The organism is Gallaecimonas zhanjiangensis, from assembly GCF_057624825.1.
Map to the genome: position 1 here is coordinate 3,359,316 of NZ_CM172603.1, position 13,686 is coordinate 3,373,001.

General features: G+C 60.3%; 13 protein-coding genes. 8 read left to right on the forward strand and 5 right to left on the reverse strand.

From position 1 onward, the window contains the following. Positions 1–18 precede the first annotated feature (18 nt). Positions 19–345: a hypothetical protein gene (locus AC22G1_RS15905; protein WP_487314232.1), complete on the forward strand. Its 327-nt coding sequence runs from the start codon at positions 19–21 to the stop codon at positions 343–345. Between the two features lie 21 nt (positions 346–366). Here the strand turns inward: AC22G1_RS15905 and AC22G1_RS15910 are convergent, their stop codons facing one another. Further along, the gene (locus AC22G1_RS15910) at positions 367–1,260 is read right to left on the reverse strand and encodes a dioxygenase family protein (RefSeq protein ID WP_487314233.1); all 894 of its coding nucleotides are present in this window, start codon (positions 1,258–1,260) and stop codon (positions 367–369) included. 99 nt (positions 1,261–1,359) lie between these two features. Continuing rightward, positions 1,360–2,217: an oxygenase MpaB family protein gene (locus tag AC22G1_RS15915; RefSeq protein ID WP_487314234.1), complete on the reverse strand. Its 858-nt coding sequence runs from the start codon at positions 2,215–2,217 to the stop codon at positions 1,360–1,362. A gap of 191 nt (positions 2,218–2,408) precedes the next feature. Between AC22G1_RS15915 and AC22G1_RS15920 the strand changes: the two genes are divergently transcribed. The 3 genes from AC22G1_RS15920 (at position 2,409) to AC22G1_RS15930 (ending at position 5,126) form a co-directional block, all read left to right on the forward strand. Next, positions 2,409–3,266 carry an N-acetylmuramoyl-L-alanine amidase gene (locus AC22G1_RS15920; protein WP_487316739.1) on the forward strand — a complete coding sequence of 286 codons (858 nt, stop codon included), beginning with the start codon at positions 2,409–2,411 and terminating at the stop codon, positions 3,264–3,266. A gap of 74 nt (positions 3,267–3,340) precedes the next feature. Continuing rightward, positions 3,341–3,763: a MarR family winged helix-turn-helix transcriptional regulator gene (locus AC22G1_RS15925; protein WP_487314235.1), complete on the forward strand. Its 423-nt coding sequence runs from the start codon at positions 3,341–3,343 to the stop codon at positions 3,761–3,763. 1 nt (position 3,764) lies between these two features. After that, the gene (locus AC22G1_RS15930) at positions 3,765–5,126 is read left to right on the forward strand and encodes an MATE family efflux transporter (RefSeq protein WP_487314236.1); all 1,362 of its coding nucleotides are present in this window, start codon (positions 3,765–3,767) and stop codon (positions 5,124–5,126) included. A gap of 53 nt (positions 5,127–5,179) precedes the next feature. On the opposite strand, the gene erpA is transcribed toward AC22G1_RS15930, so the two are convergent. Next, the gene (gene erpA / locus AC22G1_RS15935; RefSeq protein ID WP_050657756.1) at positions 5,180–5,521 is read right to left on the reverse strand and encodes an iron-sulfur cluster insertion protein ErpA; all 342 of its coding nucleotides are present in this window, start codon (positions 5,519–5,521) and stop codon (positions 5,180–5,182) included. Between the two features lie 80 nt (positions 5,522–5,601). Continuing rightward, the gene (clcA, locus tag AC22G1_RS15940; RefSeq protein ID WP_487314237.1) at positions 5,602–6,993 is read right to left on the reverse strand and encodes a H(+)/Cl(-) exchange transporter ClcA; all 1,392 of its coding nucleotides are present in this window, start codon (positions 6,991–6,993) and stop codon (positions 5,602–5,604) included. Positions 6,994–7,146: 153 nt separating this feature from the next. Here clcA and AC22G1_RS15945 point away from each other — a divergent pair, with 153 nt between their 5' ends. The 4 genes from AC22G1_RS15945 to AC22G1_RS15960 all read left to right on the forward strand — a co-directional run bounded on the left by AC22G1_RS15945 (position 7,147) and on the right by AC22G1_RS15960 (position 12,427). After that, positions 7,147–8,163, forward strand: a complete 1,017-nt coding sequence (locus AC22G1_RS15945) for an aspartate carbamoyltransferase (RefSeq protein ID WP_487314238.1) — start codon at positions 7,147–7,149, stop codon at positions 8,161–8,163. Positions 8,164–8,172: 9 nt separating this feature from the next. Next, positions 8,173–9,453 carry a glutamate-1-semialdehyde 2,1-aminomutase gene (gene hemL / locus AC22G1_RS15950; RefSeq protein WP_487314239.1) on the forward strand — a complete coding sequence of 427 codons (1,281 nt, stop codon included), beginning with the start codon at positions 8,173–8,175 and terminating at the stop codon, positions 9,451–9,453. Between the two features lie 89 nt (positions 9,454–9,542). Beyond that, positions 9,543–10,592 (forward strand): FIST signal transduction protein, encoded by a 1,050-nt coding sequence (locus tag AC22G1_RS15955; RefSeq protein WP_487314240.1) that lies wholly within the window; start codon positions 9,543–9,545, stop codon positions 10,590–10,592. Continuing rightward, a complete protein-coding gene (locus AC22G1_RS15960; RefSeq protein WP_487314241.1) occupies positions 10,586–12,427 on the forward strand; it encodes a putative bifunctional diguanylate cyclase/phosphodiesterase in 1,842 nt (613 codons plus the stop codon). The genes AC22G1_RS15955 and AC22G1_RS15960 overlap by 7 nt, the downstream gene beginning before the upstream one ends. On the opposite strand, the gene AC22G1_RS15965 is transcribed toward AC22G1_RS15960, so the two are convergent. After that, positions 12,424–13,164, reverse strand: a complete 741-nt coding sequence (locus tag AC22G1_RS15965; protein ID WP_487314242.1) for an RIO1 family regulatory kinase/ATPase domain-containing protein — start codon at positions 13,162–13,164, stop codon at positions 12,424–12,426. The genes AC22G1_RS15960 and AC22G1_RS15965 overlap by 4 nt on opposite strands. Between the last annotated feature and the right edge of the window lie 522 nt (positions 13,165–13,686).

The following is a 13,686-nucleotide window of genomic DNA, read 5'->3' on the forward strand; positions in this document are numbered from 1 at the left end:
TAGATAAAAGGATTTATTATGCTGCTCCCCCTCGTTATCGGCTCCATCGCCCCCTTGTTGATGAACCAAGGCGTCGACATTGCCTATCGCGCCGAAACCCTCGACGCAACCGGCGCCCCTCAGTACCAGGAATTTACCGCCCGCTCAGCGCGCTGCGAGCTTAAAGTGCTGGCCTGGGACACACTCAGCCGCCCTACCCCCAACCGCCTTGCCTACCAAGGCAATGTGCGTTTCAGCGTCAACGGCTGGCAATACAGCAGCGACAGCCTGGACGTGGAAAGCCCCCAAGGCCGTTACGACTGCACCTACAGAGCGCCAGCGGTTAAAGCGGGAATGAGTGAGTAAAGCCGCCCGAGGGCGGCTTTTTCAGCTGATTTGAATGGTTTTATAGGCGAGCAGCGAGCCGTCTTCGTTTTGTTGCCACTCGAAGAGGTAGTCGTCGTAATCACTGCCGTAAACGGTGTCGCGGCCACTGGCAAGGGTGGTGTCCTGGATGCCTCGGCTGGCGTAATCGCTTTGGGTGGTGCAGATATTGGCGGTCAGGGCGTCGGGGAAGCAAAACTGGGACACCAGTTCCTGGTTGCCGTTGCTGGTGATTTTGAAATGGATATGGATGGTGCGGCTCGAATACCAGCCGGGAAAGCAGCTTTTAAAATTGACCCGGCCGCTGCTGTCGGTCACCTGATAGCCGCGAAACCATTTCGATTGCAGCGCTTCGCTGTCGTTGTCGGTACAAAAGGCGCTGTTAAATTGTTGCCCGCCGTCGTCGGCATCGCTGGTGTCGCCAGAGTAAATTCCCGCTACGTCACAGTGCCACACCTCCACTTCCAGCCCGGAGACCGGGTTGCAGTCGCTGTCAATGACCTGCAGGCAAAGCTGCATCGGCAGGCCCTCCTGGCCCTCTGAAATATCGTCGAGACTACCAACGCTGAAGTAACAGGGCCCCTGGGTAAGGGTGCCGGTCAGGGCCAGGGCGCAGGCACTGGCGCTGTCAAAGAGGCTGTCGTCAGGGAAGTTGGCGGTCAGGGCGCTGGTGCCACCGCTGGCCCAGCTGTAGCTGAGGTCGAGATCCGAGCTGGTACCTGTTGAGCCAGTGCTGCCCGTTGAACCGCTGTTGCTGCTGTCAGTACTGGTAACAGTGGTGTCACTTGAATCTGACGAGCAGCCGCTCAAGGTCCAAAACGGCAAGGTAACGGCGGCCGCGCCTAGGCCGGTCAGTACGGTTCTGCGGCTCAGCGGCCGCTTGTTGTGATTGCTCATGTGTCCTCCGGCGGTTTGTTAATGCAATGCAAAAACCTGTCAATTGGAGGTTAGAGAGAAGGCTGGGAAAAAACCTGACAAAGAATAAGGAGAGCGGGCTCAGTTAAGCCCCATGCGGGTAAGAGCCCTTAGCCTTGCGCTATCGCGCACCGCCCAGCGCAGCACTTTGGCACTGCCATGAATGCCCCGGCGCACCCAGCGGCGCTTGGGCTCGCTCATATCGACCTCTAAGGCTTCGGCGGCCCAGCCGGGCAGCAGATCGCAGCCTCCGGCCATAAACAGCGCCAAAACCGGGGAGAGATGCGGCGCGCCATCCAGGCCGCCTCGCAGGAGATCGCGAACGGTGCGGGTCCGCTCATCCACTTTTAAAAGCGGCCGCATTGCTTCCAGATACTCGGCCACCTGGCGGCGATTTTTAGGCACCGACCTTGCCCCTAAAAGCTCGGCGGTACGGGCGGCCTCTTGGTAGTAGCGGTCTTGCTGATCAAGGCTCAAGGGGCCCTTATAGCGAAGGTAGGCGGCCAGGAAGCTCGACACCTCAGTGACGTGCACCCAGGTCAGTAATTGCGGGTCATTGGCGCTGTAGGGCTGGCCGTAGGGGCAGCTGCCGCTGACCTTGCCGTGAATGCGCTTAACCTGCTCGATAAGGGTCAGGGCTTGGTCTTCACTGGCAAAGGACGTGGCGGCGATAAAACGGGCGGTACGGCGCAAGCGCCCCAGCATGTCTTGGCGAAAATTGGAGTGGTCCCACACCCCGGCCAGGGTGCGCGGCTCCATCATCTGCAGCAGCAGGGCCGCGATACCGCCGCAGAGCATGGAGGTAAAATCGCCGTGGACCTGCCAGACCATAGACTCAGGCCCGTAAAGACCGGGGTCGTGCTTGGGGTGATGGTAATCCACCCCGCCAATGGCAAGGCCGGTCAGGCTCAGTACCTGTTTTTCGATCTGCTGGCGCATCACTGCCCTACCTCGGATATGCTCGCCACAGCCTACCCCAAAGCCTGCCCAACCTTAATAAAAACAAGCCATTGCTTGGGCAGATTGGCGCTTTTCTCCTAGCATGGGGAAAAACGCTCAAGGACTTTGCCATGAGGTTATGGCTGTTAAGCCTGCTGCTGACCGGCTGCACCGGCCTGCCCATCAGCCAAATGCCTGCCAAAAGTTACAACGACAGGGTGCAGTTTCTGGTGCTGCACTTTACCGCCGAGGATTTTGCCGGTTCGGTTGGAGATCTGGCCAAGGGCGATTATGTCTCCAGCCACTATCTGGTGCCCGAATCGGGCGACCCCAGCTACCCCTACGGCAGGCTCAAAATATTCCAACTGGTGGATGAAAACCAACGAGCCTGGCACGCCGGCGCCAGCGACTGGCAGGGCCGCAGCAACCTCAACGATACCTCCATCGGCATCGAAATTGTCAACGTACCCCAGTGCGATCCGCCCCCTTATCCGCAAGGCATTATTCTGCGCCACTGCGACTACCCGCCCTTTGACAAAGCGCAAATCGCCTTGGTAATTGGCCTGGCCCAAGACATCCTAAAACGCCACCCGGACATCGGCCCTACCCAGGTGGTGGGCCACGCCGACATAGCCCCTCTTCGCAAGGACGACCCTGGCCCGCGCTTTCCCTGGCACCAGCTTTACCTGAGCGGTGTCGGCGCCTGGTACGACGCCGATACCCAATCGCGCTACCGGCAGCTGTTCGAGCAACGCTTGCCGTCCACCTTATTGATGCAAAAGGCCTTAAACGCCTACGGCTACGCCCTGGAGCCCAGCGGCCAACTGGACACCCTGAGCCGGGCCGTAGTGACCATGTTCCAAATGCATTTTCGCCCCAGCCGTTATGATGGCGTCTGGGACAGCGATACCGCCGCCTGCCTCTTTGCCTTGTTGGAGAAGTATTTTCCCGAGCGGGCCGAGGCGCTGATGGCCCAGTACCGCCAAGAGCCGCTGCAAACTGCGCCACCTGCGTCCACGTCCACGTCCACGTCCACGTCCAAAAAATAATCATCAAGGCCTTGCATTGGCCATTAATCCGATCAAATATTTGCATACTCAAACATCAAGCAAGCACGACGCAAATGTCTATTCATAGCGATGCCCTGTTGACGATTAACGCCCTTAACAGCCAGCTCACCAAGCAACTGGAACGGCGCTTAAGCCTGCACGGGCTAAGTTTTACCGAGCTGCAGGTAATGCAGCAGCTGGCCCGGGCGCCGCAGATGAGCCTGCGCCGTATCGACTTGGCCGAGCAAACCGGCCTCAGCGCCTCGGGGGTCACCCGCCTGCTGCTGCCCATGGAAAAGCTGCACTTGGTGGAACGCGAGGCCAACCCGCGGGATGCCAGGGTCAGCTTGGTCAGGCTGTCGGCCGCCGGGCAGCAGCGCCTGGCAGAAGCCGAGGCCACCTTCCACCAAAGCGCCGACGAGCTGCTGGGCACCTTGCCAGAGAGCGACATCGCGGCGCTGACCAGCCTTTGCCAACGCTTGTTGGAGCGAAAATAACATGCGCGATCTCACTCAAGGCTCGGTAACAAAGCAGATCCTGGCCATGGCCCTGCCCATTACCGTCGGCATGGTGGTGCAGACCCTGTACCTGATGGTGGACCTGTACTTCGTTGCCAGCCTCGGCAGCACCGCCCTTGCCGGGGTTAATGCCGCTTCCAACGTGATGATGCTGGTGATGGCCCTGACCCAAATGCTGAGCGTGGGTACCGTGGCCCTTATCGCCAGGGCCGTGGGCGCCAGGCAGACCGGCAATGCCAACCTGGTGTTCAACCAGGCGCTGTTGATAGCCCTGCTGCTCACCGCCCTCACTTTGGGCTTTGGCTATTGGGTAGCAGATACCTATATGGCGTCCCTTGCCGCCGACGCCCCAACCCGGCAAGCCGGCATCGTTTATCTGCACTGGTACCTGCCGGGGCTGGCGCTGATGTTTGTCAGCAGCGTCATGGGGGCCGCCCTTCGCGGCACCGGCATCGTTAAACCCACCATGGTGGTGCAGATGCTGACGGTGCTGGTCAATATCATCCTCACCCCCATCATGACCGCCGGCTGGTTAACCGGGCACCCGCTGGGGGTGATGGGGGCGGCCTTTTCCAGCACCTTGGCGGTGCTGGTGGGGGTGGTGCTATTGGCCTGGTATTTCCTGCGCTTAGAGCACCTGGTGAAACTCGATATTGCCCTGCTCAAACCCAACTTCACGGTGTGGAAGCAGCTTTTTAATATCGGCCTGCCCTCGGGGGGCGAGTTTTTGATGCTGTTTGCCTCCACCGCCCTTAGTTACTGGGTTATCAAGGACTTTGGCAGCCAGGCCCAGGCCGCCTACGGGGTGGGTAGCCGGTTGATGCAGTTCTTCTTTATGCCGGCCATGGCGGTGTCCTTCGCGCTGCCAGCCATCGTCGGCCAGAACCTCGGCGCTGGCCAGGGAGGGCGTATCCGCGAGGCCCTCAACAAGGCGCTGCTGATTGAAGTGGTGCTGATGACCCTCGCCATGCTGCTGTGCCAATGGCAGCCCCAGGCCCTGGCCGAGGTCTTTACCCAAGACCCTGCGGTACTGGCCTTTGCCGAGCAGTTTTTGGCCATTATCTCCTTTATCTTTGTGGCCAGCGGCATCAACTTTACCTGCTCCAGTTTCTTCCAGGGCATGGGTAACACCTGGCCGGCGCTATTTACTGCCGCCAGCCGCCTGGCACTCTTTGCAGCCGGCGCCTTTTACCTGGCGCACCAGGAGGATTTTGCCCTGACGGAGCTCTGGCATTGGTCGGTGTGGGTGGGCTTTATGCAGGCGGCGCTCAGTTATGTTTTGGCAAGACGCGAGATGGCCAGAAAACTGCCTGCCCTGGTGCCAATGGATGCACAAGGCTGAGGCGAGGCAATAAAAAAGGCAGCCAACTGGCTGCCTTTTTTTGCGGCTATGGCTTAGACAGAGAAGCTCGAGCCGCAGCCGCAGGTGGTGGTGGCGTTGGGGTTATTGACCAGGAAGCGGGAGCCTTGCAGGCCTTCGGTGTAGTCGACAGTGCCGCCAACCAGGTATTGCAGGCTCATGGGGTCAACCACCAGGGTCACGCCTTCTTTTTCAATCAGGGTGTCGCCGTCGTTTACCTTCTCGTCGAAGGTAAAGCCGTACTGGAACCCAGAGCAGCCGCCACCGGTCACATAAACCCGCAGTTTCAGCTCAGGGTTTTGCTCTTCCTCAATCAGGCCTTTGACCTTGAGGGCCGCCGCATCGGTAAACTGGATGGGCATGGGTGCTTCGCTCATTAGAGACTCCGAAAACCAAAGTACCGGACATTATCCCCCCGCTAAGGCCCCGGCTTCAACCATGGGCCTTGTGAGGTTATTCAGGCCGAGGCCGCTTCTTTTTGTGTATCCATCTGTTGGGCCTGGGCTTTGGCCCGGGCCTCTGCCGCCAGGGTGCGGGCTAAAAGCTGGCCATAAAGCGGCTTGCCGCCCAGCGCCTGGGCCACCATGGTGGCGCCAAGGCAGGTGATGAGTAGCGGCAGAATCAGCAGATAGTTGTTGGTCATTTCGATGACCAAAATAATTCCGGTCAATGGTGCCCGCACTGTGGCGGCAAAAAGCGCCCCCATGCCGGCAATGGCGAAGGTGCCGGGTTGGATATCCAGCCCCGGCAGCAGGCTCTGGCTCAGGGAGCCAAAACACATGCCAAAGAGGGTGCCAAGGGCCAGCATCGGCGCGAAAATGCCCCCCGGCGCCCCTGAGCCAAAGCACAGCAGGGTGGTTACCACCCGGCCGATAAAGAGCAGCAGCAACATGCCGACGGTAAAGCTGCCCACGGTCACCGCCGGGATGATCTCGATGCCGCCACCGGTGAGATCCGGCCCGTACACGGTGAGGATGCCCAGCACCGCACCCAAAATGGCGCCAATCACCAGGCGCCGGCCAAGCTGGCCTTGGTGGTAGCGGGCGTACCAGTCTTGGGTCCAAACCACCCCTTTATTAAAGAGGATGCCAAAGGCGCCAAAGAGGCCGCCCAGCAGCAGGTACAGGGCCAGGGTGTTGAGAGCAGGGGCGCTATAGCTTGGCATCTCGATAGAGGCCTGCTGGCCAAGAAAGGCGCGGCACACCACGTTGGCCACCACGGTGCCAATCAGCACGCATTTGATGGAGATAAGGCCGTAGCGAAACTGCGGGCGCATCTCTTCAATCACAAACAACACGCCCGCCAAAGGCGCGTTAAAGGCCGCCGACAAACCGGCCGCCGCCCCTGCCGCCAGCAGCGCATGGGCGTTGTCTTTACTGACCTTGAAAAGGTCGGCCACCATCTTGCCAGCGGCGCCGCCCAGCTGCACCGTCGGCCCTTCGCGGCCCAATACCAGGCCGCCGCCCTGGGCCAAAAAGCCGCCAAACAGTTTAACCGGCAGCACCCGCCACCAACGCACCGGGCGCAGGTTATCAAGAGCCCCTTCGATTTCGGGAATGCCGGAGCCGGCCGCTTCAGGGGAGAATTTAAAGGTGAGCCACAGCGCCAGCACCGTCATCAGTGCGGTGCTCACCATGGCCAGCAGCCAGCGCGGCAAGCCCCACTGCGCCCAGAGGCTGATGCCTTCGAGGCGCAAGGCCAGCACCTGATGCAGGCCGGCCTGAAAGCCGGTTGCCAGCAAACCGGCGATGCCTCCCACCAGGGCCGAGAGCAGCAAAAGCCAAAGCGGCACCTTGTCGGCTGCGAGAAAAAGCCGGACCAGGCTGCTTGACTGTGCTTTCGGTTGCATGGCGTTGGAAGTCAGTAGGTTGTGAAGGCTTGGCAGTATATCAAAAGCGACGCAAAAGTTGGCTTTTGTGAGGACGCCATAACCACTATAATGTCGGTCCAGCCAGGCCAGCCCAGCTGGACGGCGCCCTGCCCCCACCAAACGAGGACGCCCATGAATTTCACCGGTACCAATATCCTTTCCGTCAAGCAACTGGACCGCGATGCCATTAACGACATCTTCGGCGTTGCTGACCGCATGGAACCCTATGCCCATCGCCGCAAACGCACCAAGGTGCTGGAAGGGGCCATCCTCGGCAATTTGTTTTTCGAGCCCAGCACCCGTACCCGGGTGAGTTTTGGCTGCGCCTTCAACCTGTTGGGTGGCATGGTCCGCGAAACCGTGGGCCTGGCCAGTTCGTCGCTGAGCAAAGGCGAGAGCCTCTATGACACCGCCCGGGTGCTTTCAAGCTACTCGGACGTGATTGCCATGCGCCACCCCGACTCCTTCTCGGTGGCCGAGTTTGCCAAGGGCTCGCGGGTGCCGGTGATTAACGGCGGCGACGGCGCCAACGAGCACCCCACCCAAGCCCTTTTGGACCTTTACACCATCGAGAAAGAGCTAAAGGGCCGCGGCCAGGGCATCGACGGCATGCACATCGCCATGGTCGGCGACCTCAAGCATGGCCGCACCGTGCACTCTTTGGCCAAACTGCTGCGCCTGTACAAAGACATTCGCTTTACCCTGGTGTCGCCGCCTGAGCTTGCCATGCCTGACGAAGTACTGGGCATCCTTGACGATGCCGGCCACCAGTTTGTCATTACCGACCGCCTCGAAGGCAGCCTCAGCCAAGCCGATATCTGCTACCTGACCCGCATCCAGGAAGAGCGCTTTCCGTCTTTGGAAGACGCCCGCCAATACCGCGGCCGCTTTCGCCTCAATCAAAGCATTTACACCCAACACGCCAAGTCCAACACCGTGATCATGCACCCCCTGCCCCGAGATTCGCGGGCCGAGGCCAATGAGCTGGATAACGACCTTAACGAGCACCCCAGCCTTGCCATCTTCCGCCAGGCCGACAACGGTGTGCTCATTCGCATGGCGCTGTTCGCCCTGACCCTTGGGGTCGACCACCTGCTGGAAAAATACGACGCCCCCGTGCTTTGGCACTCCACCAAGGCATCGCTATAAGGAATTGACATGTCCCGTTCTGAAGACCTGTTCAGCAAAGCCCGCCGCCGCATCCCCGGTGGCGTAAATTCACCGGTTCGCGCCTTTAACGGCGTGGGCGGCACCCCGCTCTTTATCGAGCACGCCGACGGCGCCTACGTCTTTGACGAAGACGCCAAGCGCTACATCGATTACGTGGGTTCCTGGGGCCCGATGATCCTCGGCCACAACCACCCGGCGATCCGCGAAGCGGTGATCAAGGCCGCCGAGAAGGGCCTGTCTTTTGGCGCGCCCACCGAGCTGGAAGTGGCCATGGCCGAGAAGGTCTGCACCCTGGTGCCGAGCATGGACATGGTGCGGATGGTCAACTCCGGCACCGAGGCCACCATGAGCGCCATCCGCCTGGCCCGTGGCTACACCAACCGCAATAAGATCATCAAGTTCGAAGGTAACTACCACGGCCACGCCGACACCCTGCTGGTCAAAGCCGGCTCCGGTATGCTGACCATGGGCGTGCCCACCTCCCCAGGGGTACCGGCCGAATTTGCCAAGCACACCCTCACCGCTACCTATAACGACTTGGCCTCGGTGGAAGCCATTTTCAAAGAAGTGGGTGACGACGTGGCCGCCATTATCGTCGAGCCGGTGGCCGGCAACATGAACTGCGTACCGCCCATCAAAGGCTTCCTCGAAGGCCTTCGCAGCCTTTGCGACCGCTACGGCGCGGTCTTGATCTTCGATGAAGTCATGACCGGCTTTCGGGTCGCCCTTGGCGGCGCCCAGGCCTTTTACGGCGTGAAACCGGATCTCACCACCCTGGGCAAGATAATCGGCGGCGGCATGCCGGTAGGCGCCTTTGGCGGTAAGCGCGAAATAATGGAATTTTTGGCGCCCCTGGGCCCGGTGTATCAGGCCGGTACCCTCTCCGGTAACCCGGTGGCCATGTCGGCGGGCCTTGCCGCCCTTAACGCCCTGGACCAACCCGGCAACGAAGCGGCCCTGGCTGCCAAAACCGAGAAGCTGGCCCTGGGCCTCAAAGCCGCTGCCGATAAGGCCGGTGTGCCCCTGGCGGTAAACTACGCCGGCGCCATGTTCGGCTTCTTCTTTACCGGCGAACAGGCCGTCAGCAACTTCGAGCAGGCCTGCGCCTGTGACGTGGAGAAATTCAAACGCTTCTTCCACCTGATGTTGCAAGAGGGCATCTACCTTGCCCCCAGCGCCTTTGAAGCGGGCTTTTTGTCCCTGGCCCATACCGACGCCGACATCGACGCCACCCTGGCGGCGGCGGCCAAGGCATTCGCCGCGCTGTAAGTACCACTCAAGGGGCTGTCGCAACAGCCCCTTTACATTTCACCTGCCCCCGGTCTAGATTGGCCTGACGCTCACTCATTATAAAAATCATGTTCAATACGAGCTGGAGTTTGGCCCCCGACAGTCGTCAGGCGGCCGCCCAATTGGTTAGGCGCCAACCCAATGTTCAAGGCGCACGCTGGGGGCTGTTATTTGCCAGCGGTTTTCATGAAGCCCAGGGGCTGTTCTCGGAAGTGCAGCGCCGTTTGGGCTCCCTTCCCCTTGTTGGTGGCAGCTGCTGCGGCATCATCACCCCTAACGGCGTCGAATACGGCGGCTTTGAAGCCATGCTGCTGCTGTTTGACAGCGAGCCGGACTACCACGTCTTCAAGCAAAGCGAGCTGGCCCATGTTGCCGATTGGCAAGGCCAGGACTTTGCCCTGTGCTTTTTCGACCACTTGGCTGGCTGGCCAGCCAAGGCCCTGGAGCCCCTTCGCCATTGCACCCTGATGGGCGCGTCCTTGCTGGGGGATTTTAACCGCCAGTCCAGCTTCCTCTTTTGCGGCGACCGGGTTGCCAACGACTGCCTGGTGGCGGTGAAAATACCGCAGCCGGCCCAAAGCGCCGTCAGCCATGGCTCGGTGCCCATCAGCGAGCCGCTGACCGTAACCCAGGCTGACGGCCAATGGGTGCAACGCCTCGACGACCAACCGGCGCTGGAAGCCATCAGCCACATCACCGGCCTTGATGAAGCAGAGCTTCGCGGCGCCTTTCTTCGTCATCTCTCTTTGGGGCAACCCTGGCAGGAGCATTTTTCCAGCCACCTTATCGCCGAAGCCAATGCCAAGGATAAGAGCCTGCGCATGGCCACCGGTTACTTTCCGCCAGGCCAGCAGGTGGTGCTGATGAGCCGCAGCGCCGACAGCACCTTTGTGGATGTAGAGCAGCAGCTGGGTGGTTTTACCCCCAACAAGCCAAGCTTTTATATCAACTGCGCCGGACGCACCGGCGCCTTTAGCGGCGCCTTGCAAGAAGAAGCCGACCTAGTGCGCCAGTACCTGGGTAAGGATGTGGCCGGTATTTTCTCCGGCGCCGAGCTTGCCTCCCAAGGCGGCGAGAGCCGGCTTATCAACTGGAGCGGAGTGCTGCTGCAATGGTAGAGCATCAGATCCGCCAGCAGCTGGTGGCCGGGCTTGCCGAGCGCACCCGCCTTAGCCGTGAAGTGCGCCGCAGCCGGGTGCTCTCCCGGTTGGTACGCGACGGCTACCAGGAAGCCGCCGAGGCCGAGGAAGAATCGGCTCTGATTCGCACCCTGCTGCACCTTTTTTTGAAAAGCGGCCTGCTGGACGCCGTAGCCCTATATCGGCCGGTAGACAATGCCTGGCACTGCATCGGCCAGCTTGGCCGCTGGCAAGGCGCGCTGCCGGTGCTTGCCCGCGGCGAGAGTCAGCTCCTTTGGCAAGCCTCTGAGCCGTTGCCGCCCTGGCTGGCCGGCTTGGGCGAGCCGCCTTCGTTTTCGCGCCTGGCCTTTGGAAGCAACCACGAGCTAGCGCTCCTTATCGGCCTGAAAAGCGAAGACGGCTACGGGCTTAAGCTCAGCAGCGATGAAGTGCCCTTCCTCGAAGCGGTGTTGTCGCTCTTTTGTGAGCTTATTCATCGCTTTCGCATGACCCAGAGCCTGAAAAAGCAAACCACCCTCGACAACCTCACCGGCCTGCCCAACCGGCTGCTGGCCTTTGACCGGTTGCAACAGGCCATGGTCGGCCACGAAAAAGACGACGGCCATGTGATGGTGCTGTTTTTAGACCTGGCCCGCTTCAAAGACGTGAACGATTTACACGGCCACTGGTTGGGGGACCAATTGCTCTCAGCCCTGGCCTGCCGCTGGCGCGCCGCATTGCGCCCGGCCGATACCCTGGCTCGCCTGGCCTCAGACCAATTTATTGTCATTCTCGAGCGGGCCGCCAAGGCCAAAACCGCCGAGGTGGTGGCGGCCAAGCTTATCGATTGTCTCAAGGCGCCTTTTCGCATTCAGGGCAAGGAGATCACCGTCGATGCCCACGCCGGTATCGCCATGTACCCCGAGGACGGCAACGACCCTTCGGTATTGATCCGTAACGCCGAAGCGGCCATGGCTCAGGCCCGCGAATCCGACGACACCCGCTACCGCTTCTTTACCCCGGCTCTGAACGAATCCCTGTCCCGCCGTATCCTGGTGGAACAAGCCCTGCGCCAAGCCCTGGGGTATAACGAGTTCCAACTGGTCTACCAGCCCCAGGTCAAACTGGACGACAACCAGGTGGTGGGGGTAGAGGCGCTGCTACGCTGGTACAACCCCAAACTGGGCCAGGTACCGCCAGACCAGTTCATTCCTATCGCCGAGGAAGACGGGCAAATCCTGCCCATCGGCCTTTGGGTGCTGGAAGAGGCCTGCCGCCAATTGGCCGCCTGGCGCGAGCTGGGTTTTAACCCGGTGATGTCGGTCAACCTATCGGCCCGGCAGCTGCGCACCCATGAACTGCACACCCAGTTACAGCGGCTGCTGGAAAAGTACCAATTGCCGTCCGGGCAACTGGAGCTGGAACTGACCGAGAGGGCGGTGCTGGACACCTCGCACCCGCAGGTGCGCCAATCGTTGGCGGTGGTGGAAGAACTGGGGGTGGGCTTGGCGCTGGATGACTTTGGCACCGGTTATTCGTCGCTGCGTTATCTCACCGAGCATCCCTTCAACGTGCTGAAAATAGACAAAAGCTTCGTGCAGGCGCTGCCCGAGCGTGACCGCGAGTACACCCTGGTGGCGGCGCTCATTGCCATCGCCCACAAGCTGGGGATGGACGTGGTGGCAGAGGGGGTGGAGACCGCCGAGCAACTGGCGATTTTGCAGTCCTTGCAGTGCCCTGTGGTGCAGGGCTACTACTTCAGCCGGCCGCTGGCGCCGGATGATTTGCTGGCCCGGCTAGAGCGCCGGGGCCAACACTGGCAGTTGGCGCTTTAGAAAATGCGCTCCAGCACGTTACGCACCAGCTCACCGCCGGCCAGGGCCATTTGCGCCCCGGCGGTGCGCACCTTGATGGCGGTACGGGTCAGGGGGTATCCCTTGAAGATCCAGCGTTTGCGCAGCAGGTTGTAGTTGTCGAAAAACTGTTCCCGGTGCGCCGACAGCGGCTCTTCGCACAGGCTCTTCCAGGCTTTGTAAACGCCGCTCAAATCGGCGCCACGCATAAAGCCCTGCACCCAGCTCGGGAAGCGCACATAGCGCAGCGACGATTGAAAATCGATAAAGTGCGGCTTGCCGTCGTCCCCTACCAGCACATTACCCAGGTTACGCAGATCCAGGTGCACCACCCCACGGCGGTGCATCTCGGCCACCATCTTCTCGAGCTCCAAAAAGAACTGGCGCGGCAGGCGCTGCTCGGTTTTTTTGAGATTGCGAAGGGGAGTGCCTTCGATAAAGGGATAAGCCAGCATCAGTTCGTTAAGGCGATAGCTCTGGGGAGCCACCCCCTCAATGCCTTGCAGGCGCGCCAGGGCCTTGGCCTCTCGGCCCACGAAAAAGCGCCCGGCGGTAAAGCGCACCGGCCAGGGGCAATGGGAAAAGTCTTTGATAACCAGATCCACGTCGTCATCGCGATAGCGCATGACAATGGCGTTGGCAAAACGCCCTTTGTGCATCACTTCCAGCTTGTCGTACGCGAAGGACTTGTCGCTAAAGCGGCTTGCAAGCGCGGTCAATACACGGCTTTTTAGAGAATTCATCACCACAACCTCAACCCGAGACGGTGCTTTGGCTCCAAAGGAGCACATGCCTTAGCGCCCAAAGGGCGGCGGCGAAAAAGCGAAAACCAATGAAAATGAGCAACATTACCTGTTGCTAAAACCACCAGCCCCAACCGGGGGGCCATGGCCAAGAAGAAGGCGGCTAAGTTGCTGCCAGGGAGTTAGTCAGTCCGTTGATGCCCACAACAGGCGTCTTGCCTTTGCATCATCAAGACAGCGGTAGTGACCTTGAGCCAATACCAGCAGGTAGGGAGGAGAGCCCGGCCAAAAGGCCGCGTTACCGACAGTTCCGTTGTCAGGTACCACCGAGGCGCCAGCGCCAACCGTGACAGTGTCTTGAAATCTAACTGTCACAATTTTAAAGGCCAGCGGACATTACCTTCAACCTTAAGGTTTCATTAAAAACTGAGAAACTATATCTACTATTTTCGAACAATACTCTTTTTCCGAGTAAGCGGATAACGCTAGCCCCCCGTT